Below are 23,753 nucleotides of genomic sequence, written 5' to 3' on the forward strand. Positions count from 1 at the left end.
CAAATACATACTTCCGCTTGGTATAATACGGCGTAGCTCTTTCCCATAGAAACATCTAATGCCAGTACATAGGTCATTTGGGTTCCTCTCTTTCTTCTTCACATTGAAAGACCCTCACTGCTTCATTTCGTATCCCATTTCCTTTACCCGGACTCATGGTCCCACATACTTAAACCTAATTGAGAAATGACAGTGAAGGAGCTCTGTTTTTGTTTTGGACTCGTGGTCCTCGAGAGCTTGTTCGAGCTTCCTTTCACCCTTACTATACTTCTATAAAAGAAAAATAGTAGGCAGAAACCCCCGTCGAGGTTTCTACCTACTAATTTTAGTATGTTTTTATTTATTTTTACTGTCAACGAGGACCGTCACCGGACCGTCATTGATAAGAGAGATTTGCATGTCTGCACCGAACTCTCCTGTTTCCACTTTGAATCCTTCTTTTCGCAAACCTTCATTCAGCGACTCGTATAACGGAATCGCTTTTTCAGGTCTAGCAGCATTGATGAAGCTGGGGCGGTTCCCTTTTTTCGTGTCCGCATGGAGGGTGAATTGTGAAATTGACAATATCTCCCCGTCCACTTCTTTCAAAGACAAGTTCATCTTTCCTTCATCGTCTTCAAAAATGCGCATTTTGGCCACTTTTCGAACAAGGTAATCTACATCGGGTTGTTCATCGTCTTCGCCGATTCCAACCAACAACACAAATCCCTTGTTTATCTCGCCGACCGTTTCTCCACTAATTTTTACACTTGCTTCACTGACTCGCTGGATAACAACACGCAAAACTATCGCTCCTCTGACTGTTGATTCAAGATGTCACTCTCTTCACGCTGTAGACATCCGGAATAGATTTTATTTTATCGACGATTTTTTCCAACTCATCCAAGTTTTGGATGCCAATGGTCAAGCGAACCGTCGCAATTTGATTGTGATCCACTTTCCCGTTCACGTTACTCAACTTTTTCGTTTGGTTACTGAAAACTTGAAGGATTTCATTTAATAGACCAGAACGATCATAGCCTTCAATTTGAAGTTCAGCGTCATACTCTTTGTGTGCTGTTTGATCTGTTTCCCATTCCACTTCAATCAGGCGGTTTTCAGGATCATCTGCTGACTGCACATTCGGACAATCTTTTCGGTGGATGGAAATGCCTCGTCCACGAGTGATATACCCGATGATTTCATCCCCTGGAACGGGACTGCAACAACGGCTCAACCGAATCAACATATTGCCGGAACCTTGTACAACAACACCGCCTTCATGACGAATTTTCATTTTTTCCGGTTCTTTTTTCTTCATTTCCAACTGTTGGATATCCGATTGGATGATTTCTTTCTCTTTTTCTTGTTCTCTTTCACGGCGTGCTTTTTCCGTCAAGCGGTTCGCAACCGTGTATAGTTTGACTTCGCCATAGCCAATAGCGGCATAGAGATCGTCTTCATGTTGGAAATTGAATCGTTCCGAAAGTTTCTTCAAATTTTCCTTCGTGAGCATTTCTTTCGGAGAAAATTCCATAGCTTTCAGTTGCTGTTCCAGCATTTGACGCCCTTTTTCAATGTTTTGTTCTTTGTCCTGTGTTTTGAAGAACCGTTTGATTCTATTGCGGGCTTTGCTCGTGTTGACGTACTTCAACCAATCTTGGCTCGGTCCAAACGAAGAAGGAGACGTCAACATTTCCACAATGTCCCCTGTTTTCAATTTATAGTTCAACGGAACAATCTTTCCATTGACTTTGGCGCCGGTGGATTTATTGCCTACTTCTGTGTGTACATGATAGGCGAAATCCAATGTACTGGAACCGGCAGGAAGTTCCATGACATCCCCTTTAGGCGTAAAGACGTATACTTTGTCTTTTAAAATATCTTCTTTGATGCTGTCCATGAAGTCAGACGCATCACTGGATTCGGTTTGATATTCCAAAATGTCGCGGAACCAGGAGAGATGCTCATTCAATTCATCGCCTTGGATTTGTTTCGTGATGCCTTCTTTGTATGCCCAGTGTGCAGCAACCCCGTATTCAGCAATTTCATGCATTTCCTGCGTACGTATCTGCACTTCCAGCGGTGTCGCATTTGGTCCTAGAACCGTTGTGTGCAACGATTGGTACATGTTGGCTTTAGGCATGGCAATATAGTCTTTGAACCGCCCCGGCATCGGTTTCCAACGTGTGTGGATAGCACCCAACACCGCGTAACAATCTTTGAGGGATTCAACGATAATGCGGATAGCCAACAAATCATAAATCTCATTGAATTGTTTCTTCTGGTCGCGCATTTTTCGGTAAATGGAATAAATGTGCTTCGGTCTACCGGTGATATTCGCTGTGATTCCCAACTCTTCGATGGAGGTTTCGATGATGCCGATTGCGTCTGCAATATATTTTTCCCGTTCGTCTCTTCGGGAATTCATCAAATGAACAATGCGGTAGTATTGTTGGGGATTCAAATACCGCAATGCAGTGTCTTCCAGCTCCCATTTGACTCGGCTGATCCCCAACCGGTCTGCCAATGGAGCGTAAATTTCCAACGTTTCCATGGAAATGGTCCGCTGTTTTTCCGGACGGTGAAAGCGCAAGGTGCGCATGTTATGAAGGCGGTCGGCCAATTTCACTAAGATGACACGAATGTCTTTCGCCATCGCCAGCAACATTTTACGGTGGTTTTCCGCTTGTTGTTCTTGTTTGGATTTAAATTTGATTTTACCTAATTTGGTTACCCCGTCCACCAACTCTGCAACTTCAGGAGAAAATTCCTCACTCAACTGCTCGAATGTCACGGACGTGTCTTCCACTACGTCATGCAGGAAGCCTGTCGCTACAGTGACCGGATCCATTTTCAGCTCAGCCAGGATACCTGCCACTTGGATTGGATGGACAATGAACGGTTCTCCGGATTTCCGGTACTGATCTTTATGGGCTTCAGCAGCAAGATCGTAGGCCTTTTTTATAAATGCTACATGGGAAGTATTCATATAGGTCAGGCATAAAGCCATCACTTCTTGTGCTGTATAGTCTCTTTTAGCGGCCATTCTTGCCACCTTCTTTCTTTGGAGTGCTCTTTTAATATTGGGATACATCTCGATGAAAATTAACTTTTCATAACATGCAGACATAATTTCAAAAACGAGGCTGAAATTTCTCTCAGCCTCTGACATGTATATTTGATTCGATGTCCCTTGACGAAGCGGTTAGAAACAAATGACTTTCATACCATCCGTCTGCGAAACTCACCTTAATCGAAGTCGTTACTATTCTGTATTAGTATAAGGTTTTCTATGCCAAATAGCAATACCTCGGACCCCTTTAGGATTATTCTCCCAAAAGCGCAATACCATTGGAGGTGCCTATGCGTGTCGCGCCTGCTTCGATGAAATCCAGCGCTTCTTGGTAAGTGCGGACACCGCCGCTGGCTTTCACGCCCATATCAGGACCCACTGCTGCACGCATTAATTTTACGTCTTCAATGGTTGCACCGCCTGTTGAAAAACCGGTTGAAGTTTTTACGTAATCTGCGCCTGCTTCCTTGGCTAATTCACATGCTTTCAATTTTTCATCTTTTTCCAACAAGGATGTTTCAATAATGACTTTCACCAATGCTTTGTCTTTGGAAGCATCCACTACAGCTTGGATGTCTTCTTTTACAACGTCGTACAATCCGCTCTTCAACGCCCCGATATTAATCACCATATCAACTTCAGTAGCGCCTTTTTCAATCGCATCTTTTGCTTCAAATGCTTTTGTCTCAGGGGTGGAAGCACCTAGTGGGAATCCGATAACCGTACATACCTTTGTCGGTGCACCTTCCAATAATTGTGCGCTTGTCTGAACCCATGCCGGATTGACACACACAGACATAAATTCGTGTTCTCTCGCTTCTTCACAAAGTTTTTCGATTTGTTCTTTCGTTGCTTCTGGTTTCAATAAAGTGTGATCGATATATGTTTTCATATCTTTTGTCATTGTGTTATCCTTCTTTCAATACTTAATTATCTTCTGGTTTTTGTGCAATAATGGCAATCCAGTCTTTCATTTGCAAAACTTGCTGGATGTCAAAGCCTTGTTCTTTCAGCTGATCTAAAATGAGCGTTTTTTTCTCTTCGATGATTCCAGAAGAGACAAACAATCCACCCTCTTTCAACACACGCCATGCATCCGGAATCAACGGTGTGATGATTTCAGCCAAAATATTGGCGACCACTACATCGGCCTCCAAATCAATGCCTTTCAATAAATCATTGGCCTGTACTTGAATCTCGGCATCCAGTTGATTTAACTGGATGTTGTCTTTTGCAGATTTTACCGCCACGTCGTCCAAATCAAAGGCGTGGATGGATTGCGCTCCCAACAAAGCACTGGCAATGGTTAATACTCCTGAACCTGTTCCGACGTCCACCACTGTTTCTCCGCCTTTAAGAACGGTTTCCAATGCTTGGATACACAAACGGGTGGTCGGGTGTGTTCCCGTTCCAAATGCGAGACCCGGATCCAATTGAATCAGTTTTTCATCGCCGGACTCCGGCTCGTATTCTTCCCAATCGGGCACCACCGTCATGAAACGGGTGATCCGTACTGGATGGTAGTACTTCTTCCAGGCAGTTGCCCAGTTTTCTTCATCCATGGAATGGGCTGTCACAGTATACGGGCCCAACTCGAAACCGAAATCTTTCAATTGTTCGATTTTTTCTTTAAGATTCGCAATCATTTCCTCTTCATCCACATTGACGGAAAAGTACCCTTTCACCACAATTCCATCCGCTGGGAAATCTTTTTCGTCCAATGCCCATAAAGTATCAAATCCATATTCAGGCAAATTCAAAAAATCTGCCCGATCAGAAATAGACACTCCTTGCGATCCGGCCTCTATAAAAATATTGGATACCGCTTCAGATACTTCGCGGTTAATCTGGATGCTATATTCTTTCCACTGAGTCACTTTCGTCCTCCTTCTTGATTTTATCGATAAAGCTTTCTTCTTTTTCATCCGCAAATTTCAAATAAGTGCGGTCGTAGCGGTTCGTCGCTTTCATCGTTTTCAAGGTCCCGTTAAAATTGCGTTCACTCCATTGAAGGTCAAACTGCCCTATTGTATCGTCTTCCGCAAAATCACGCAGCTGTGCAGAGCCTTGAGTCGCAACGATATTCAACTGTTTCAATATGGCATCTACATACCCTTTTTCAATTCCTATGCGGAAGTTCATTTCAAACGCCTGCAAATAATGTTGCGGAGAGGCATGTGAAATGGCGGGATCGTAAAAAGCGATGGCATCTTCGAATTGGATGACACCCGGTTCGTTCAACTTCCCTTCTGAATCTTGCACTTGGACATCTTTATCGACATCCACTTTAAATGTAAAGAATACTTCCACGATGTGTTGTTCACTATTCTGGACAACTTTCCATTGGAAATTCGGCTGCATTTCCGTCAATGCCTGCTGAATATATTCTGATAACTGTCTGGTCTTCATGATTTTCCCCCTCACAATTATGACTCTTTCGATGCGTTCACTGCACTCAGCCATCCTTTGTCCACGGAATCTTCTGCCTTTCTTCTGCGGGAAACGAATGGATTGCCTTTCACTGTGTACCGCAAAGGAGCTTCTGTCCATTCCCCTTTGTTCGGGATACCGATACGGGGTGATGTGACAATTTCTCTCGGCACTCTTTTCTTTTCCAAATCAATATATAGAGGTGGTTCGCTTATGTCTGTTCCATCATCCGCTTTGGTGACATCCAAGGCTCTTGTCAATTTTCCAGGTCCGTCTGTCAATTCTGTTATCGGCCGGTTACGTCGGTCCAACATTAAATGTATGCCGTCTTCCGGTTCCAGTGCTCGAATCAGTATCGCCTCAGGTATGTCTTTTTCCTGTACCACCAGGTTCAACATATAATGAGTGTGCATTTGATAAATATAGATCGTCCCAGGCTTTTGATACATGGAATGCAGACGGGGGGTTTGTTTGCGTTGGTAGCTGTGCGCTGCCCTGTCGATTTCCCCTAAATAAGCTTCCGTCTCCACAATCCAACCGGAAGCAATGCCCTCCGGTGTTTCTTTCACGATGAGACAGCCTAAGAGTTCTTCAGCAATTTCTTGAGTTGGTTTATGAGTATCTTCCCAAAAACGCATAAAACCTCCTGATTATTTTTATTCGTTGGTTTCTACTCTTTTTATTCACTCTTTTAGTATACAACAGATTTGACGCTTTACACACATAATTCGCCAAAATTGTTTATAAAAGAAGCCCACCAAAGAATTCGGTGGGCTTCTCGTTTATTCGATAGCTAGTTCTTCGTTTTGTTCCATGGGAGTATAATCTACCCGTACTTGGAGCACACGCCTGTTGCGAACGTACACAACGGTCACTGTCATGTTTTCATAGGTAAATGTATCGCCTTCTTCAGGAACGCGCCCCAATTGTTCGATAACAAATCCACTGACAGAATTGGAAATGAACACATCGTCATTGTCGATGCTGTACAATTGAAAAAGTTTCTCCAAACTGGTTGTTCCCAAGATTTGATAGCTTTGGTCTTCTAAGGGGACAATCTCTTCTTCAATGATATCACTTTCATCCCAAATTTCCCCGACTAGTTCTTCCAGAACGTCTTCCATTGTCACAATCCCAATGGTTCCTCCGTATTCATCGGTGACCACAGCCATATGCATTTTCTTTTGCTGCATATCTTTTAGTACCTTTGTCAGCTTCATGACTGGAGGGATAAACATGATTTCTTTGACACAATCCAAGATAGGCAACTCTGCTTCAGATTCCATCTTCTTCTGCATATAGCGGTTGAAGTCTTTTTCATGCAAGAAACCATAAATGTTATCAATTGAATCGTCGTACATCAATATGCGCGAATAATTGTGTTCGTAAAAGATTTTTCGAATGGCTTCATCCGAATCATCGATATCAGCAGCAATAACATCTACACGCGGGGTAAGAATGCTGCTGACTTCAAGATCATTGAATTCAATTGCCGAACGGATCAGTTGGTGGTCATGATTCTCCAGACCGCCGCCCAGTTCTGCTTCCTCCACAAGCGAAAGCAGTTCTTCTTCGCTGATCAAGTTGCTTTTGGTGGATTTGAAGTATCGAGTAATGAGACTGGTCCATTTTCCAAATAGCCATGTTAAGGGTTTGAGAACCACGACCAATAAGCGTAAAAAAGGAGCCGAAAGTTTCGATAAGTCTTCTGAACGTTCACGGGCAATGATTTTCGGAGTGATTTCTCCAAAAATCAATACCGCAATTGTCATAACGACAGTAGCAACAGCGGGTCCATAAGTAGGAAAAAACGACACAAAAAAGAGTGTAGCGATGGAAGACGAGGCAATATTGACAATGTTGTTCCCAATCAAAATAGTAGAAAGAAGACTGTCATAATCCTCCGACAATTCCAAAACTTGTTTCGCTCTCTTGTCCCCTTTGTCTGCTTCCGTCCGCAAACGAATTCGATTTGCAGAAGTAAAGGCGGTCTCCGCAGATGAAAAATAAGCGGAGAGCAGGATTAACGCAATTAACCCCACTATCGCCGATATACTGTCACTGTCCATATATTAGGTATTCCTCCCAGAAAATAAATTGTTTTAAATAGAATAGCATGTTAATCGATTCACGACAAGAGAGAGTTTGGTGTTCTTTAGTCGATGTCTTTCCGATAATTGTCCAATTCAGATAAAACTGAAGAGATGGAACGTTCAAATGCCAAATCTACTTTCCTGGAGGTAGTTACAGCTGTCTTGTTGATTAATACCAAGCGGTCTCCTTCATAGTAATTGATTAATCCGGCTGCTGGATACACAACCAAAGATGTGCCTGCGACAATCACCATATCTGCCTTCATCAATGCGTCGATACTTTCCACTAATGTCTGTTGGTCCAACGACTCACCGTACAAGACAACGTCGGGACGGACAATCCCCTCATCATGCGCACACCGTGGAATGCCTTCACTGTCCCGCTGCAATTCCTCTAAACGGTATGGTTCTCCACATTTCAAGCAGTAATTTTGCAGTGTCGTTCCGTGCAGTTCCAATACCCGACTGCTGCCGGCTTTTTGATGAAGTCCGTCAATATTTTGCGTGACCACCGTAACATTCTTGCCTTGTTTTTCTAAATCGGCCAAAAAAGTATGTGCGACATTGGGGTTTGCTTCTGGATAGACCAAATTATTGAAATAATAGTCGAAAAAAGCTTTAGGATAACGCCGCAAAAAGTCACCACTGACCGCTTCTTCCGGTGAGACAAGTCCTCTGACTTCTTGCATATACAATCCCTTTGAAGAACGAAAATCGGGTATGCCGCTTTCCGTAGAGACACCTGCTCCGCCAAAAAAGACAATATTTTGACTTTGTTCCAATATTTCGTTTAATCGCGCAATCGACTGATTCATTGCAATCCTCCTTCAAAACGTTTTCAACGAGTACTAAAGAAAGAGAAAAGAAAGTGCACCTGTATGCACTTCTTTTCTCTTAATCATTAATCCTCGTCCAAGTTCAAAACAGACATGAAAGCTTCTTGAGGAATTTCTACATTCCCTACGTTCTTCATCCGCTTCTTACCTTCTTTTTGTTTCTTCAATAGTTTTTGACGGCGTGTGACGTCACCACCGTACAATTTAGCCGTAACATCTTTACGGTAAGCTTTAATAGTGGAACGGGCCACAATCTTATGCCCGACAGCTGCTTGAACCGGAATCTCAAACATTTGTCTTGGTATGGTTTCCTTCAGCTGTTCTACAACTGCCTTACCACGGTTGTAAGAGAAGTCGCGGTGAACAATGAAACTCAATGCGTCTACTTTTTCTCCGTGGATTAAGATGTCCATCTTCACCAAATTGCTCTCGCGGTACCCGCTGATTTCGTAATCCAAAGAAGCGTATCCTTTTGTGCTTGATTTCAAGCGGTCAAAGAAGTCGTACACAATCTCCGACAAAGGAATGTCGTATACAACATTGACCCGGATATCATCCAAGTATTCCATAGTGACGAATTCACCGCGTTTGCGCTGGCAAATTTCCATTACGGCCCCTACATAATCATTCGGTACAGTGATCGTCGCCCTCACATATGGTTCTTCCACTGATTGGATTTCAGTTGGTTCAGGCATTTCAGATGGATTAGACACTTCCACCTGAGTGCCGTCTGTTTTATTGACGTGATAAATAACGGATGGTGCGGTTGTGATCAAGTCTAAATTGAATTCTCTCTCTAAACGTTCTTGGACCACATCCATATGAAGCATGCCCAAGAATCCACAACGGAAACCGAAACCAAGAGCTTGTGATGTTTCAGCTTCATACTGGAGTGCAGCATCGTTCAACTGTAGACGTTCCAGAGCCTCACGCAAATCTTCGTAACGAGAGGAATCTGTCGGGTACATTCCGCAAAAGACCATTGGAACCATTTTACGGTATCCCGGCAAAGCTTCCTCTGTAGGGTTGTCCGCCAGCGTAATGGTGTCACCGACACGTGTGTCCTGGATTGTTTTGATGTTGGCAGTCACGTAGCCCACATCTCCCACCATCAAGTAATCCCGCTGAATTGGCTGCGGAGAGAAGACTCCCACTTCTGTGACTTCAAATTTCTTGCCGTTGCTCATCATTTGGATGGTGTCACCCGGCTTGAGAATCCCATCCATCAAGCGGATGTTCAATACTACACCGCGGTAAGCATCATAAGCTGAGTCGAAAATCAACGCTTTTAACGGATTGTCGATGCTGCCTTGAGGAGCCGGAACTTTTTCAACGATCTGTTCAAGGATTTCTTCAATTCCGATTCCTGCTTTAGCGCTGGCCAAGACAGCTTCGCTGGCGTCAATTCCGATGATGTCTTCGACTTCTGTGCGAACGCGTTCAGGGTCAGCGGCCGGCAAGTCAATTTTATTGATGACCGGAAGAATCTCCAGGTCGTTGTCAATCGCCAAATACACGTTTGCCAAAGTTTGAGCTTCCACGCCTTGTGCGGCATCCACAACCAAAATGGCCCCTTCACATGCTGCCAAGCTGCGTGAGACTTCGTAAGTGAAGTCGACGTGTCCTGGAGTGTCAATGAGGTGGAGGGTATACGTTTCGCCGTTTTTAGCTGTGTACTGCAATTCGACAGCATTCAGCTTGATGGTGATTCCGCGTTCTCTTTCCAAGTCCATGGAATCCAAGTACTGGTTTTGCATTTTACGGTCGGCTACTGTGTGAGTGACTTGTAAGATACGATCGGCCAAGGTGGATTTTCCATGGTCGATATGTGCAATAATAGAAAAGTTGCGGATATTTTTCTGCCTTTGTTCCATTTCTTTTCTGTTCATTTAATCCCACTTTCTTCCCTAATACATAGGAAATAGTTCTTTCATTATAATAGCAAGCACGGAGGGATTTGACAATACAAGTGTCAAAGGGTCCTCAAAAAGAAAACCCAAGCATTCGCTCAGGTTTCTTTTGCGTCTATTTCTTTCCTTTGTCTCTAAGGAAGGCATCTTTCATTTTACCAAAAAAAGAATCGTCTCCTTGTTCCTGTACTTCATAACCGTCGAGCGTAGCGAACTCCCTCAATAAATCAGCCTGTTCTTGGGACAGTTTGTCAGGAATAACAACTTTGATTCGAATATGCTGGTCTCCGTTCCCTGTGCCTCTCAACTTAGGAGCACCCTTTCCTTTCAAGCGGAAAGTCGTACCCGGTTGGGTGCCAGCTGGAATTTTGAACCGTACTTTCCCGTGGACAGTCGGAACTTCAATTTCATCCCCAAGTGTTGCTTGGACGAAGTTGATTGGAAGTTCATAATAAATTTCGGAGCCTCTTCGGTCAAAGATTTCACTTGGGCGTACACGGAAAATGATATACAAATCTCCATACGGTCCGCCGTTTTTCCCTGCATCTCCTTGTCCTTGCAGACGCATTTGGTTGCCGTCCTCCACACCTGCTGGAACAGTGACTTTTACAGAGTGCCGTTCTTTGACTTGGCCGGTACCGTGGCACGTGTCACATTTTTCTTTGATTTCTTGACCGGTTCCTTGGCATACATCACATACTTGACGAGTCATCACGCGGCCAAGTGGTGTTTGACGTTCAGCCTGGATGGAACCTGCTCCATGACACTTGGAGCACGTAACTGGTTGAGTGCCTGGTTTTGCACCGTCTCCGTCACATGTGCCACAGACTTCTTGGCGGTTGTAACGAATGGTCGTTTCTTTGCCGAATATCGCTTCTTCAAAATCCAAATCCATGGTGTATTGCAAATCATCGCCTTGACGGGGAGCGTTCGGGTTGTATGCCCGTCGGCCGCCTCCGCCAAAGAATTGTTCGAAGATATCGTCAAACCCGCCAAAGCCACCACTGAATCCGCCTTGGCCGAACCCACCAAAGCCGCCGGCTCCGAAGTTGGGATCGGTGCTGGCGTGCCCGTATTGGTCATAAGCAGCCCGTTTATTTTCATCACTCAACACTTCATACGCTTCGGTGATTTGTTTGAATTTTTCTTCAGCATCCGGTTCTTTGTTGATATCAGGATGGTATTTTTTGGACAGTTTACGGTACGCTTTTTTTATTTCATCTGTTGACGCACTTTTGGAAACACCCAGTAGGTCATAGTAATCTTCTTTTGTCGCCATAGTTTCCCTCCATCGTGCACATCGAACAAAGACAGCTGTGCCTTGTACAATGCATATTCAGAAGAAAAAGCCAAAAGCACTGTGCTTTGGCTTTTTCTGCAAATTATTTAAGTCATTCCTATTATTCGTCGTCCACTTCTTCGAAATCAGCATCGACAACATTGTCGTCCGTGTTGGTGTCAGTTGTTTGTGCACCAGTATCGTCTCCTGCGGCCTGCTGCTGTTGAGCTGCTTGTTCGTACAGCTTCACAGTCAAGTTTTGGACCACTTCGCTCAAGGCATCGCGTTTGGATTTGATTTCTTCCAAATCGTCTTTCTCAAGCGCAGACTTCAATTCGTCGCGTGCATCTTCCGCTTTTTTCACTTCGTCTGCATCGACTTTTCCTTCCAAGTCTTTCAATGTTTTGTCCACTTGGAAGACCAGTTGATCTGCTTCGTTGCGCAGTTCTACTTCTTCTTTGCGTTTTTTGTCTGCTTCCGCGTTTTCTTCTGCTTCACGGACCATGCGGTCAATTTCTTCGTCGCTCAAACCGGAAGAAGATTTGATAGTGATTTTTTGTTCTTTGCCGGTACCTAAGTCTTTTGCACTGACGTTTACAATACCGTTTTTGTCGATGTCAAATGTAACTTCGATTTGAGGCACGCCACGTGGTGCAGGCGGAATATCGGTCAATTGGAAGCGTCCAAGTGTTTTATTGTCTTTAGCCATTGGGCGTTCCCCTTGCAAGACATGGACATCAACTGCCGGCTGGTTGTCAGCAGCTGTGGAGAACACTTGAGATTTGCTTGTTGGGATGGTTGTGTTGCGTTCAATCAGTTTCGTGAACACGCCGCCCATCGTTTCAATACCTAGAGACAATGGAGTAACGTCCAACAGGACAATGTCTTTCACGTCTCCGCTGATGACTCCACCTTGGATCGCTGCACCCATCGCTACCACTTCATCCGGGTTCACGGAACGGTTTGGATCTTGTCCAGTTTCGTTTTTCACAGCTTCTACAACAGCTGGAATACGTGTAGAACCACCAACCAAGATTACTTGGTCAATCTCGGACTTGCTCAAGCCGGCATCCTGCAATGCTTGACGTACCGGTCCTTTTGTCCGTTCAACCAAGTCATGGGTCAATTCATCGAATTTCGCACGTGTCAAGGTCATTTCCAAGTGCAATGGACCTGCATCGCCGGCAGTGATGAACGGCAGGCTGATTTGAGCGGAAGAAACTCCGGACAAATCTTTTTTCGCTTTTTCAGCTGCATCTTTCAAGCGCTGCATCGCCATTTTGTCTTTAGATAAGTCAATGCCGTTTTCTTTTTTGAATTCTGAAACCATGTGGTCGATGATTTTGTTGTCGAAGTCATCTCCACCAAGGTTGTTGTCTCCAGCTGTAGACAATACATCGAATACACCGTCACCCAATTCCAGGATAGAAACGTCGAATGTACCTCCACCCAAATCGAAGACCAAGATTTTCTCGTCGGTTTCTACTTTGTCCAATCCGTATGCCAAGGAAGCAGCCGTTGGTTCATTGACGATACGTTCAACTTCCAAACCGGCGATGGTTCCGGCATCTTTCGTTGCTTGACGCTGGGAGTCGTTGAAGTAAGCTGGTACAGTGATGACTGCTTTTGTCACTGGTTCGCCTAAGTAGTCTTCTGCATAGCTCTTCAAGTACTGCAAAATAAATGCAGAAATCTCTTGTGGAGTGTACTCTTTTCCTTCTATCTCCACTTTGTAGCCAGCCTCTCCAATGTGACGTTTGATGGAGCTGACTGTGTGGGGGTTTGTAATTGCTTGGCGTTTTGCCACTTCTCCAACTTGGATTTCACCGTTTTTGAAAGCAACGACAGATGGAGTCGTGCGGTTTCCTTCCGGGTTAGGGATGATGTTTGCTTCTCCGCCTTCCAATACTGCTACTGCGGAGTTTGTTGTTCCTAAGTCAATACCAATAATTTTGCTCATAATGCACTCACCTTTTCTCTTGATTTATTGCTTCAATAATTCCCGCTGCAAGTCATATAGCACTTACAGAGGAATGCATACGTCAGTAAAAGCTGTTTTATTGCACAACAGCCACTTTTGCCGCGCGTAACACACGACCGTGTAAAGTGTAGCCTTTTTCAAAGACTTGGGCAACTGTTCCGGATTCTTGACCTTCTTCAGCTGGAACAGCAGTATACGCTTCGTGGAATTGTGGATCAAATGGTTCACCCACTGGATCGAGGGTTTCGATGCCTTCTTTGGATAGAGCCTGCTCAAAGCTGGCCAAGACCATTTCAATTCCTTTTTTCAAGCTTTTGCCTTGTTCATCGGTCACTTCAATCGTCAGTGCCCGTTCCAAGTTATCTATGACTGGAAGGAGCTCTGTCGCTAAAGATTGAGAGCGATAACGCGCCGCCTCTTCTTTTTCTTTTTGGTTTCTTCTGAGGGTGTTTTGCAACTCAGCTTGCAGACGCAGGTAACGTTCTTCGCATTCTTCCAATTCTTTCTTTGCCTGTTCTAATTCTTCATGGATAGACTCGTCGATTCCGGAAGCCTGGTCCTCGAAAAACTCTTCAGCTGCTTCTGATTCCTGCGTGTTTTGAGTTTCCTCCACAGGTTCTTCTTGTGTCATAGTTCTTTTGTTTGTTTCTTGTTCTGCCACACTAATCCCTCGTTTCTTCTCACTCATAAATGATTCACGCGTTTCAACTCTTCTTGATTAAGATAGAATCGCAAGACAATTTCCGGAAGTTCTTTTCGAAACGTGTTCAGGACGCGGATAATTTTTTTATAAGACATGTTCGTTGGTCCGAGTACCGCCAGCGCGCCTTCTCCGTACCCGATGATTTGATAATTGGCAGTCACCAAACTGAAATCAGAAAACAAATCATTTTTCAGTTCTTCTCCAATTTTGATGTCAATATCTCCATTTTCTCTGGTGAGAAGCGAAGCAACATTCATCCCGTCTTCCATCAGTTCATACATGGATTTCACTTGTTGAATATCCATGTGTTCCGTAAATTCCAACAAATTGGTTTTTCCACTGATATACAGCCGTTCTGTCGGCGCTTGTTCGAACACACTCAACAAATCATGAAGAATGATTTCTGCACTTCTCGCGTATTTGCGGATAAGAACTGGAATGTCTGTCTGCAATTTTTGATAGACGTCTGTCAGCATTTTTCCAACAAGGACGTCTTCGATGATGCGGACCATTTTTTCCATATCTGCGTACTCCACATTTTCCGCTAGTGGAAACACCATGTTTTCCACCCCGCCGGTATCCGTCAACAAAATGGCCATTGCTTGGCCTCCGCTCAACGGAACCAACTGGAATCCGGTTAATCTGCTTGAGGTGGCTTCCGGACCAGACACAATAGCGGTGTAACTGGTCAATTTGGACAACACATCCGCAGAATGGTGCATGAGGTCATCCATTTTTTGGAATTGATGACTCAGAGCGTTTTGAATATAGCTGGATTGGTCTTCTTTTGTTCCTTCTTTCTGGTTGATCATGTGATCAACGTAAAAACGGTATCCCTTTAATGATGGAATGCGTCCGGATGAAGTATGAGTTTTTTCAATCAATCCAAGCTCTTCTAAACGACTCATCTCATTTCGTATCGTTGCCGAACTGAATTTCATGTCCGTTTTCTGCAATAATGTTTTGGAACCAACCGGTTGGCCATCCTTCGAATACAGTTCAATAATTGCTTTAAAGATAGAAAGCTGTCTCTCAGTCAACATGAGCGATCCCCTCTTTCAAAAAGACGGACTAGAGAAACTCACGTATAGTTTCAGGTGACGATATTTTAGCACTTGCCACCTTCGAGTGCTAACACATGTATAATTTATCAAAGAACAACTGGTCTGTCAACGAAAAGAAAGGAAAATTTCCATCTCTCCCTTGTTTCTCGGTTCAAGAAAGACAGGGCTAGATGAATTTTTCCTTATTTACATTCACATCTGACAGAATTCCACGCGACTGCCGTTCATCTATTTCCAATTGCTCAATCAATTGTTCTGCTGAAGCAAATTTTACTTCTTCGCGTAGAAAAGAAACCCATTTGACTCGAATGTGTTCGCCGTATATTTCTTCATTAAAATCAAAGATATGCACCTCGACAGAATAGTTTTTTCTTTTCTCAAAGGTCACGTTGTACCCAATGGAGGCCATTCCGTCGTACCACACACCGTTTACCCATACTTTTACTGCGTACACGCCTCTTTTAGGAAGGATGATAAACGGTTCAGGATACATGTTTGCTGTTGGGTAACCGAGGGTTCTTCCTCTTGCATCTCCATGAATCACAACTCCCGGAACTTCATAGATGTACCCTAACAACTCGTTGGCTTCCTCCACTCTGCCTTCTTTCAAAACTTTTCGAATCCGCGTGGAACTGATTTTTGCTCCATGGTCGGATTTTTGCTGGACTGTCACGACTTCAAATCTTCCATTCGCGTAACCAGGCAAGTGATCCATAGAGGCGACGGTTTTCTTCCCGTATGTGTAGTCGAAACCGGCTACGGCCGCTACAGCATTCAATCCGACAATGTACTGGTCGACAAATTCTTGTGGGGACAACGATCCCAAACGAGAAGTGAAATCGACCTCATACAAGATGTCCACTCCCAACGACTCCATCAACTCTTCTTTGCGTGTCAATGTAGTCAAATACTGATGCTCGTATGGGTCGAACTTGGAATAAACGATTGCGGGATGTTGGTTAAAGGTCATCACAGCGCATTTCACATTTTTTTCTTTCGCTTTTTCAATTCCTCTTTTGATCACTCTCTGGTGACCTTTATGCACGCCGTCAAAAAAACCGAGTACCAAAACAATTTCTTTCGGGTAAAGGGCATCCTTGTCGTACGGGTGGTGCAATTTGATAATTTCCATGGAACATTCACCTCTACAGAGAATTTCTTAACATTTTCATCGGTTTGATTACACCTTCTTTAGAAGGGTGCTCCTGGTAAATTCCGACTGCGGTTTTTTCTTTATAAAACACGACGGGATACGGACCTGAGTAGTCCAGTTCTGTTTGATGCAATAGAGCGCCGTCTTTCACTCGAAGCCACAAATCTTCTGACAATTCAAAGCGTGGAAAAGCTGTCAAAGCCCGTTCAATCGACAAGAGAATCTCTTCTACCGTCTGTGCTTCTGCATGCTTTGCCACCTGCTCGAGAGTCACACACTCTTCGGCTTTGAATCCACCGCTCCCCGTCCGGGTTAAGTCTGACATATGTGCCGGATACCCCAACAATTTACCGGTGTCAACCGCCAATGTACGGACATATGTTCCTTTTCCGCAAAGAACCCGGAACCGCCAACTCAGTGTTTGAGTCTCAAAATCATATGTGGGCTCGGATGTCCGTTCAAACGATTCGATATGCGCTTGTCGTTTTGGCCGTTCAACCGTTTCACCCTGACGCGCATAATCGTATAACCGGCGTCCATTCACTTTCACTGCGGAATACATCGGTGGTATTTGGACAATGTCTCCAGTCATCTGGTTCATCGCTTCATCTATTGCCGCTTCATCTAATTGAGGAACAGGCTTTTGTTCGACGATTTCACCGCTTTTGTCTTCAGTGGTCGTGGATATGCCTAAAGTGATTTCTCCCATGTACTCTTTTCCTGATTCCATGAGGTACTCGATAACTTTGGTCGCTTTTCCGATACAAAGTGGAAGCACTCCGTCCACATCGGGATCCAGGGTACCTGTGTGTCCTATTTTTTTTGTTTTTAGTATTTTCCGTGCTTTCATAACGCAATCATGACTGGTCATGCCGCGTTCTTTCCACAAAGGGAGTATTCCTTCCAAATCGAAACCTCCTAACGCATTTTTGCAACTTCCCTATTATACCATAACTGCCAGAGGGGCTTCCATGAATGCAGCCGTTTTTCTTCATTCCTTTTCCTGTTCTCACCTACCAAGACGTTGCATCCTCAATGTAAGATATCTTTTTTCATCGATTTTTGCTATCCTTATTGTATTAGTTCATTCATTTTGTGATGAACAGTCAAACTTCGTTTCTTGGAGGAGGAAAAAATGCTTAAAATTGTTACTGATTCAACTGTGCAGTTGTCACAAGAAGAGATTGACCGCTACGGTATCACAATCGTTCCTTTGTCTGTCATGATAGACGGAACTGTCTATTCCGATAATGTGACAATCACAAAAGAAGAATTTTTAGAAAAAATGGGTACGAGCACAGCGCTTCCAACCACATCCCAACCTTCTATTGGAAGTTACCTTGAGTTGTACGATCAACTGGGAGCGGACGGGAGCCAGGTTCTTTCCATCCATGTCTCAGGTGATTTGAGCGGAACGTATTCCGCTGCTGTTCAAGCATCCCAGTTGACAAAAACGGATGTCACCGTGTGGGACAGCAAGTTTGTCGACCGACCGTTGGCTTTCCAAGTCATCACAGCAGCTGAAATGGCTCAGGAAGGAGCAGATGTGGACAGCATCCTTCAGCAGTTGGAAGTGGTGCGGAATGAGTGTGTCTTTTATGTCGGCATCGTCACTTTAGAGAACCTGGTTAAAGGGGGACGCGTCAGCAATACTTTGGGTAAAATTTCTGCTTTCTTCAATCTAAAGCTTATGTTGAAGATGACAGCAGCTGAGGGACTGGCAGTTGATACAAAGGGTCGTGGTATGAAATCGTTGACCAAGCAGATTGACCGTATTATGGATGACATCGATTCCGTTTCTTCTCTTCGCGAAATTTCCGTCACCCATGTCGGTTTGACTGAATACACCCAACAACTCATCGATAGATTAAAACAACAGTTTCCACAAATGCCCATAACCATCAACCAAGCGAGCCCTGTGTTGATGACGCACGCTGGAAAAGGTGCATTCGCCATCAGTTACTTCAAGGGCTAAACATTAAAAAACCCGCCAAGCAGAATTCTGCTTGGCGGGTTTTCATATGCTTTAGAAAAGCGGCTGAACTCAGCTTACTCTTCTTCGTCTTCTTGTTTGATTTGATTGAGCAATTCTTCGATACGATTCCCGTATGCCAGGGATTCATCTCTCTGGAATGTCAATTCAGGAGTGCGGTAAAGCGTCAACCGGCTGCCGAGTTCTTTACGAATCAAACCGGTTGCCTTTTCCAACCCTTTTTGCGTATCTTCGATTGTTTCAGGATCTTCCGATAAAGTGCTGTACAAGACAGTTGCTTGCTGCAAATCTCCTGTCACGTCCACCTCAGTGATGGTCACACCTTCTACACGCGGATCTCTGATACGTTTGCGTAAGATGTCATTGACTTCGCGTTGGATCTCTTGGGCTACGCGCCCTACTCGATAATTTGGCATTTTATACCACCTATCTTGTTTCGTTTATTTTTCTACTTCAACCATTTCGTACGCTTCAATGGTGTCATCCACTTTGATGTCGTTATAGTCTTTGATGGTGATACCACATTCGTATCCATTTCTCACTTCACGTACATCATCCTTGAATCGTTTCAAACTGGACAATTCGCCTTCGTGGACAACGACTCCGTTACGGACTAAACGAATGCTGCTGCTGCGTTTGACGACTCCGTCAGTAACGAAACATCCAGCAATGGTCCCGACTTTGGAGACATTGTAAATCTCACGGACAATAAGGGTACCAGTAACTTTTTCTTCATACTCTGGATCAAGCATCCCTTTCATGGCTGCTTCGATTTCATCAATAGCATTATAGATAACACGGTGAGTCCGTATGCTGACGCCTTCCCGATCAGCCAACTCTTTGGCCTGCGGAGTTGGACGAACGTTGAACCCTACAATAATCGCCGCACTGGCGGTTGCAAGTGACACGTCGCTTTCATTGATGGCTCCGACGCCTGTGTGGATGATGTTCACCCGCACGCCTTCCACATCAATTTTTTGCAAGCTTGCCGCCAAAGCTTCAACAGAACCTTGAACGTCTGCTTTAATGATGATGTTTACTTCTTTCAGTTCGCCTTCTTGAAGACTTTCAAACAAGTTGTCCAACGTTACGCGGTTGGTTTGTCTGCGCTGAGCTACTGTTGCTTGTTCAGCACGAGCTTCCCCGACTTGACGGGCAGTTTTCTCGTCTTCAAACACAACAAATTGATCGCCGGCATTCGGCGTATCGTTCAATCCAGTGATTTCGACCGGTGTAGAAGGTCCAGCTTCTTGTACGCGGCGTCCACGGTCGTTTGCCATCACACGTACACGTCCGTAAGTGTTTCCGACAACAATCGGATCGCCTACGCGCAGTGTTCCTTCTTGAACAAGAAGTGTGGCAATCGGTCCTTTGCTCTTGTCCAAACGAGCTTCAATGACCGTTCCGATAGCACGGCGTGTTGGGTCGGCTTTCAATTCTTGAACTTCCGCCACCAACAAGATCATTTCCAACAATTCTTCAACGTTTTGGCCGAACAATGCAGAAAGTTGAACAAAAATCGTGTCTCCGCCCCATGATTCAGGAATCAATTCGTATTCTGTCAATTCCTGCATGACACGGTCTGGGTTGGCGGTTGGTTTGTCCACTTTGTTTACCGCTACGATGATTGGAACATCTGCTGCTTTCGCGTGGTTGATAGCTTCCACGGTTTGCGGCATGACTCCGTCATCTGCTGCAACAACAATCACTGCGATATCGGTGACATCTGCTCCACGCGCACGCATGGTTGTAAAGGCCGCGTGTCCAGGTGTATCCAAGAAGGTGATCAATTTTCCATCTACATCCACTTGGTATGCTCCAATATGCTGAGTGATCCCGCCGGCCTCTCCTTCGCTGACATTCGCATTGCGGAGAGTATCCAACAAAGTGGTTTTTCCGTGGTCAACGTGTCCCATGATCGTGACTGTCGGTGGACGGGTAACCAAGTTTTCTTCATTCTTCTCTTCTTCAAAGAACGTAGAGAAGTCTGTCAAGTCCACTTCTATTTTCTCTTCTGCCCCGATACCGTAGTCAGCAGCCAATAATTCGATAGCGTCTTTTGACAACGATTGGTTTTGGTTGGCGACGACGCCCATCATGAAGAGTTTTTTCACGATCTCTGCTGGTTCTCTGTGCAGTTTTTTCGCGATTTCAGCGACTGTCATGCCGTCTGTATACACCAACACTTCCGGCAACTCTCTGTGTTTACGTGGAGTTGGAGGTGTGGTTGATTTGTTGGCCTGCTTATTTTTCCCTTTGCGGCGACGAGGGCCGCCGTGAGTGCCTTGGAAACCACGGTTGTTGCGTTTGTTTCGTTTAGCTGGATTATTTCCAGAAGGATTGGATTGGGAAGCTGCAGGTTCATTGGTTCGTTTATTGTTGCGGTTGCCCTCTCCTGATTGTTTTTGAGGAGAAGCACTGCGTTTGGTGCGGTCTTGACGTGAACGTTCACTGCGTCCTTTTTCCGCTACCGTTTCCGCTTTGTCCGCAGGCTTGATGCGCTGCTCGGAAGCGGCTTTTCCACTTCCTGTTGATCCGAAAGCGTCGGATAATTTTGCGACTTCTTGATCTTCCATGGAAGACATGTGGCTGTTGTACTCAATCCCTAGTTCCGCAGCCTTTTCAATCACTGTTTTACTAGGCAAGTCCTTTTCTTTTGCGAATTCATATACTCTCTTTTTTCCCATGCAATCATCCTCCATTTATTTCTAAGAGTTCTTGGAAGCGTCCGCTAAATCCTTCGTCCGTCACCGCACAGATCGTTCGCTGCTTGCCGATTGCATGGCTCAGTTCTTCTTTCGTGAACTTGATAGCGATTGGCACTTCGTAGTGCCGACACTTATCCAAGAATTTCTTCTTTGTATTGCTGCTTGCATCCGCAGCGATGAAAACCAACTTTGCTTGTCCTTTTCGTATATCCGTCAATACCTGCTGTTCGCCTGCAGTCAGTTTCCCAGCCCGCATCGCCAGTCCTAAAAGGTTTAAAATGCGCTGTTCGGTCTTCATAGATTTTCACGTGCTTTTTGGTGCTGCACATATTGTAACAATTCTTCATAAAATGCATCTTCCAATTTGATGGATAACACACGATCCAGTGTACGTTTTTCCCAACCTTCTTTGACAACTTCAGGGTCCATCGTGACATAAGCCCCTCTGCCGTTCATTTTTCCGGATGGGTCGATGGCGACTTCGCCTTCTTTGTTTTTCACCACACGGATCATTTCTTTTTTCGGTTTCATCTCATTGGTGACAACACATTTTCTCATGGGGATTTTACGTGTGCGCATCTAAAACCCTCCTTATTCTTCCATGTCGTTCCGTTCTTCAGCGGATTCAATCATGTCTTCCATATCTTCAGAGGACAGTTCGCCTTCTTCATAGTCGGTGTCAAATACCGGCTCTCCGGGTTGGTCCATGTCTTCAGACACTTCCTCAGCCAACAAGCTGACTTCTGCGCTCTCTTCCATATCTGCAATGTCTTCCACCGCTTCAGTGAGCGTATCTGCAGATTCCGGTTCGAGAATTTCCGATTCAACTGCCACCTCATCCACGTCTTTCATCTCTGACTCAGATTTGATGTCGATTTTGTAACCTGTCAACTTCGCAGCCAAACGGACATTCTGTCCTCTTTTACCGATTGCCAAAGACAGTTGGTAATCCGGTACGATGACCAGACAGCTGTTGGAGTCTTTATTGAATTGCACATCCAGCACTTGTGCCGGGTTCAATGCATTCGCGATGAAGACTTCCGGGTTTTCGTTCCATTCGACGATGTCCATGTTTTCTCCATGTAATTCATTCACAATGGATTGCACACGCTGACCGCGCGGACCCACACAGGTTCCTACCGGATCAATGTTTTCTTCTCTGGATGTCACGGCAATTTTTGACCGGTCTCCAGCTTCGCGAGCGATGGAAATGACTTCAACTGTACCGTCATAAACTTCCGGCACTTCTTGCTCAAATAGACGTTTGATCATATTTGGATGAGTGCGGCTGACAAATACTTGAGGGCCCTTTGTCGTATTTTCCACTTTGCTGACGTATACTTTGATACGATCATGCGGCTGATAGGTCTCGTTTGGCATTTGGTCCTGCTTGGACAAGACAGCTTCGATTTTTCCTAAGTTAACATAGATGTAGCGGCTGTCCATACGTTCAACGATCCCCTGCATCAAGTCATCTTCGTATTGGATGTACTCGTTGTAAATGATGTTGCGCTCTTCTTCACGAACACGCTGCATAATCACTTGTTTCGCTGTTTGGGCAGCGATGCGTCCAAAGTTTTTTGGTGTCACTTCAAATCGGATTTTATCTCCTACTTCATAGGCGGTGTTCATCTTCAAGGCTTCTTCCAACGCCACTTCCAATGTGGAGTCATAGACTTCTTCCACTACTTCTTTGACAGAATAAACCGTGATGGTTCCTTCTTGTCCGTCAAAAACCACTTCAACGTTTTGCGCTTGTCCGTAATTTCGTTTATAAGCAGAGACCAAAGCAGCTTCAATCGCTTCTCTAATCACTTCTTTAGAAATTCCTTTTTCTTTTTCAAGTATCTCCAAGGCGCTTAATAATTCCTTGCTCATCTTTTTCTCTCCTTAACCGTTACACTCTAACTTAAAATTGAACTGCCAGCCGTGCTTTTGCAATGTGTTCTTTCGGAAGGGTTATTTGTTTCGAACGAGTTTTAATTCGGATGGTCATAATCAACGAGTCTTCTGTCACTTCATCCAGCGTTCCTTCGTAGATGCTCTCACCTTCAACGGTTTGATGCAGTGTGACGTGGATGTATTTGCCGACTGCTCGTTGGAAGTCCTTTTCGTTCTTCAATGGTCGTTCGGCTCCCGGTGATGATACCTCCAGATAATACGCGTGAGGGATCGGATCTGGGTCTTGTGCATCGAGCGTTTCACTCATTTTTTCACTGAAAAAGGCACAATCGTCCAAATCGATTCCTTCCGGTTTATCGATGTACAGACGCAAGAACCATGTTTTCCCTTCTTTTGTGTATTCTACGTCGACCAATTCATAACCTAATTCCTCAGCAACTGGTACAGCTAGCTGAGTGACGGTTTCTACAGTATTGCTCAATGCACAGTCCTCCTTTTTTTATATGTTCGTCCCGCAAACTAAGGTCAATTTGAACGCTTCTTTTCTTACCCTAGTCCATAAAAAGAGTGAGCGTTGCCGCTCACTCAAACGAAATATCTCCATCAACTCATAGATGATGGTAACACAAACTCCTTCATAACGCAA

General features: G+C 44.6%; 22 protein-coding genes. 1 reads left to right on the forward strand and 21 read right to left on the reverse strand.

The genetic code is table 11. The features are described 5' to 3' along the window. Positions 1 to 336: 336 nt before the first annotated feature. The 15 genes from dtd to truB all read right to left on the reverse strand — a co-directional run bounded on the left by dtd (position 337) and on the right by truB (position 17,411). On the reverse strand, positions 337 to 783 hold the full coding sequence (gene dtd / locus G470_RS0103180; protein WP_028273566.1) for a D-aminoacyl-tRNA deacylase: 447 nt from the start codon (positions 781 to 783) through the stop codon (positions 337 to 339). 25 nt (positions 784 to 808) lie between these two features. Next, on the reverse strand, positions 809 to 3,028 hold the full coding sequence (locus tag G470_RS0103185; RefSeq protein WP_028273567.1) for a RelA/SpoT family protein: 2,220 nt from the start codon (positions 3,026 to 3,028) through the stop codon (positions 809 to 811). 280 nt (positions 3,029 to 3,308) lie between these two features. Further along, on the reverse strand, positions 3,309 to 3,959 hold the full coding sequence (gene deoC, locus G470_RS0103190) for a deoxyribose-phosphate aldolase (RefSeq protein ID WP_028273568.1): 651 nt from the start codon (positions 3,957 to 3,959) through the stop codon (positions 3,309 to 3,311). A gap of 22 nt (positions 3,960 to 3,981) precedes the next feature. Next, positions 3,982 to 4,932 carry a 50S ribosomal protein L11 methyltransferase gene (gene prmA / locus G470_RS0103195; RefSeq protein WP_240470637.1) on the reverse strand — a complete coding sequence of 317 codons (951 nt, stop codon included), beginning with the start codon at positions 4,930 to 4,932 and terminating at the stop codon, positions 3,982 to 3,984. Next, positions 4,910 to 5,464: a DUF3013 family protein gene (locus G470_RS12560; protein WP_051258395.1), complete on the reverse strand. Its 555-nt coding sequence runs from the start codon at positions 5,462 to 5,464 to the stop codon at positions 4,910 to 4,912. The genes prmA and G470_RS12560 overlap by 23 nt, the downstream gene beginning before the upstream one ends. Before the next feature lie 17 nt (positions 5,465 to 5,481). Further along, positions 5,482 to 6,123, reverse strand: a complete 642-nt coding sequence (locus G470_RS0103205) for a DNA-3-methyladenine glycosylase (RefSeq protein ID WP_028273570.1) — start codon at positions 6,121 to 6,123, stop codon at positions 5,482 to 5,484. 144 nt (positions 6,124 to 6,267) lie between these two features. Then, on the reverse strand, positions 6,268 to 7,554 hold the full coding sequence (locus G470_RS0103210) for an HlyC/CorC family transporter (RefSeq protein WP_028273571.1): 1,287 nt from the start codon (positions 7,552 to 7,554) through the stop codon (positions 6,268 to 6,270). An 86-nt stretch (positions 7,555 to 7,640) separates the two neighbouring features. After that, positions 7,641 to 8,393 carry an NAD-dependent protein deacylase gene (locus G470_RS0103215; protein WP_028273572.1) on the reverse strand — a complete coding sequence of 251 codons (753 nt, stop codon included), beginning with the start codon at positions 8,391 to 8,393 and terminating at the stop codon, positions 7,641 to 7,643. An 86-nt stretch (positions 8,394 to 8,479) separates the two neighbouring features. Beyond that, the gene (gene lepA / locus G470_RS0103220; RefSeq protein ID WP_028273573.1) at positions 8,480 to 10,303 is read right to left on the reverse strand and encodes a translation elongation factor 4; all 1,824 of its coding nucleotides are present in this window, start codon (positions 10,301 to 10,303) and stop codon (positions 8,480 to 8,482) included. Positions 10,304 to 10,439: 136 nt separating this feature from the next. Then, positions 10,440 to 11,603 (reverse strand): molecular chaperone DnaJ, encoded by a 1,164-nt coding sequence (gene dnaJ, locus G470_RS0103225; protein WP_028273574.1) that lies wholly within the window; start codon positions 11,601 to 11,603, stop codon positions 10,440 to 10,442. Between the two features lie 121 nt (positions 11,604 to 11,724). After that, the gene (dnaK, locus tag G470_RS0103230) at positions 11,725 to 13,563 is read right to left on the reverse strand and encodes a molecular chaperone DnaK (RefSeq protein WP_028273575.1); all 1,839 of its coding nucleotides are present in this window, start codon (positions 13,561 to 13,563) and stop codon (positions 11,725 to 11,727) included. A 97-nt stretch (positions 13,564 to 13,660) separates the two neighbouring features. Further along, positions 13,661 to 14,245 (reverse strand): nucleotide exchange factor GrpE, encoded by a 585-nt coding sequence (gene grpE, locus G470_RS0103235; protein WP_240470638.1) that lies wholly within the window; start codon positions 14,243 to 14,245, stop codon positions 13,661 to 13,663. A gap of 23 nt (positions 14,246 to 14,268) precedes the next feature. Then, the gene (gene hrcA, locus G470_RS0103240; RefSeq protein ID WP_028273577.1) at positions 14,269 to 15,330 is read right to left on the reverse strand and encodes a heat-inducible transcriptional repressor HrcA; all 1,062 of its coding nucleotides are present in this window, start codon (positions 15,328 to 15,330) and stop codon (positions 14,269 to 14,271) included. Positions 15,331 to 15,517: 187 nt separating this feature from the next. Beyond that, a complete protein-coding gene (locus G470_RS0103245) occupies positions 15,518 to 16,483 on the reverse strand; it encodes a bifunctional riboflavin kinase/FAD synthetase (protein WP_028273578.1) in 966 nt (321 codons plus the stop codon). Positions 16,484 to 16,496: 13 nt separating this feature from the next. Further along, positions 16,497 to 17,411, reverse strand: coding sequence for a tRNA pseudouridine(55) synthase TruB (truB, locus tag G470_RS0103250; RefSeq protein WP_028273579.1), 915 nt, complete (start codon positions 17,409 to 17,411; stop codon positions 16,497 to 16,499). A 228-nt stretch (positions 17,412 to 17,639) separates the two neighbouring features. On the opposite strand from truB, the gene G470_RS0103255 reads away from it, so the two are divergent. Further along, positions 17,640 to 18,479: a DegV family protein gene (locus tag G470_RS0103255; protein ID WP_035444980.1), complete on the forward strand. Its 840-nt coding sequence runs from the start codon at positions 17,640 to 17,642 to the stop codon at positions 18,477 to 18,479. A 74-nt stretch (positions 18,480 to 18,553) separates the two neighbouring features. Here G470_RS0103255 and rbfA read toward each other — a convergent pair whose 3' ends face one another. Genes rbfA through rimP form a run of 6 tightly spaced genes read right to left on the reverse strand, consistent with a single transcriptional unit; the run spans position 18,554 to position 23,588 of the window. Beyond that, entirely contained in the window at positions 18,554 to 18,913 is a 360-nt protein-coding gene (gene rbfA / locus G470_RS0103260; protein WP_028273581.1) for a 30S ribosome-binding factor RbfA, read from the reverse strand. 24 nt (positions 18,914 to 18,937) lie between these two features. Then, the gene (gene infB, locus G470_RS0103265; protein ID WP_028273582.1) at positions 18,938 to 21,184 is read right to left on the reverse strand and encodes a translation initiation factor IF-2; all 2,247 of its coding nucleotides are present in this window, start codon (positions 21,182 to 21,184) and stop codon (positions 18,938 to 18,940) included. Positions 21,185 to 21,188: 4 nt separating this feature from the next. After that, on the reverse strand, positions 21,189 to 21,503 hold the full coding sequence (locus G470_RS0103270) for a YlxQ-related RNA-binding protein (RefSeq protein WP_028273583.1): 315 nt from the start codon (positions 21,501 to 21,503) through the stop codon (positions 21,189 to 21,191). After that, on the reverse strand, positions 21,500 to 21,784 hold the full coding sequence (gene rnpM / locus G470_RS0103275) for an RNase P modulator RnpM (protein WP_028273584.1): 285 nt from the start codon (positions 21,782 to 21,784) through the stop codon (positions 21,500 to 21,502). The genes G470_RS0103270 and rnpM overlap by 4 nt, the downstream gene beginning before the upstream one ends. Positions 21,785 to 21,796: 12 nt before the next feature. Further along, on the reverse strand, positions 21,797 to 23,083 hold the full coding sequence (nusA, locus tag G470_RS0103280; protein WP_028273585.1) for a transcription termination factor NusA: 1,287 nt from the start codon (positions 23,081 to 23,083) through the stop codon (positions 21,797 to 21,799). Positions 23,084 to 23,114: 31 nt separating this feature from the next. Continuing rightward, positions 23,115 to 23,588: a ribosome maturation factor RimP gene (gene rimP / locus G470_RS0103285; protein WP_028273586.1), complete on the reverse strand. Its 474-nt coding sequence runs from the start codon at positions 23,586 to 23,588 to the stop codon at positions 23,115 to 23,117. Positions 23,589 to 23,753 lie beyond the last annotated feature (165 nt).

It is taken from the genome of Atopococcus tabaci DSM 17538 (genome assembly GCF_000429585.1).
GTDB classification, from domain to species: Bacteria; Bacillota; Bacilli; order Lactobacillales; family Carnobacteriaceae_A; genus Atopococcus; species Atopococcus tabaci.

Bases quoted from the DNA above. Each gene is read 5' to 3' on its own strand.
- G470_RS0103185 (WP_028273567.1), bottom strand. From the start codon at position 3,028: ATGGCCGCTAAAAGAGACTATACAGCACAAGAAGTGATGGCTTTATGC.
- deoC (WP_028273568.1), bottom strand. From the start codon at position 3,959: ATGACAAAAGATATGAAAACATATATCGATCACACTTTATTGAAACCA.
- G470_RS12560 (WP_051258395.1), bottom strand. From the start codon at position 5,464: ATGAAGACCAGACAGTTATCAGAATATATTCAGCAGGCATTGACGGAA.
- G470_RS0103205 (WP_028273570.1), bottom strand. From the start codon at position 6,123: ATGCGTTTTTGGGAAGATACTCATAAACCAACTCAAGAAATTGCTGAA.
- G470_RS0103210 (WP_028273571.1), bottom strand. From the start codon at position 7,554: ATGGACAGTGACAGTATATCGGCGATAGTGGGGTTAATTGCGTTAATC.
- G470_RS0103215 (WP_028273572.1), bottom strand. From the start codon at position 8,393: ATGAATCAGTCGATTGCGCGATTAAACGAAATATTGGAACAAAGTCAA.
- lepA (WP_028273573.1), bottom strand. From the start codon at position 10,303: ATGAACAGAAAAGAAATGGAACAAAGGCAGAAAAATATCCGCAACTTT.
- dnaJ (WP_028273574.1), bottom strand. From the start codon at position 11,603: ATGGCGACAAAAGAAGATTACTATGACCTACTGGGTGTTTCCAAAAGT.
- dnaK (WP_028273575.1), bottom strand. From the start codon at position 13,563: ATGAGCAAAATTATTGGTATTGACTTAGGAACAACAAACTCCGCAGTA.
- hrcA (WP_028273577.1), bottom strand. From the start codon at position 15,330: ATGTTGACTGAGAGACAGCTTTCTATCTTTAAAGCAATTATTGAACTG.
- G470_RS0103245 (WP_028273578.1), bottom strand. From the start codon at position 16,483: ATGGAAATTATCAAATTGCACCACCCGTACGACAAGGATGCCCTTTAC.
- G470_RS0103255 (WP_035444980.1), top strand. From the start codon at position 17,640: ATGCTTAAAATTGTTACTGATTCAACTGTGCAGTTGTCACAAGAAGAG.
- rbfA (WP_028273581.1), bottom strand. From the start codon at position 18,913: ATGCCAAATTATCGAGTAGGGCGCGTAGCCCAAGAGATCCAACGCGAA.
- infB (WP_028273582.1), bottom strand. From the start codon at position 21,184: ATGGGAAAAAAGAGAGTATATGAATTCGCAAAAGAAAAGGACTTGCCT.
- G470_RS0103270 (WP_028273583.1), bottom strand. From the start codon at position 21,503: ATGAAGACCGAACAGCGCATTTTAAACCTTTTAGGACTGGCGATGCGG.
- rnpM (WP_028273584.1), bottom strand. From the start codon at position 21,784: ATGCGCACACGTAAAATCCCCATGAGAAAATGTGTTGTCACCAATGAG.
- nusA (WP_028273585.1), bottom strand. From the start codon at position 23,083: ATGAGCAAGGAATTATTAAGCGCCTTGGAGATACTTGAAAAAGAAAAA.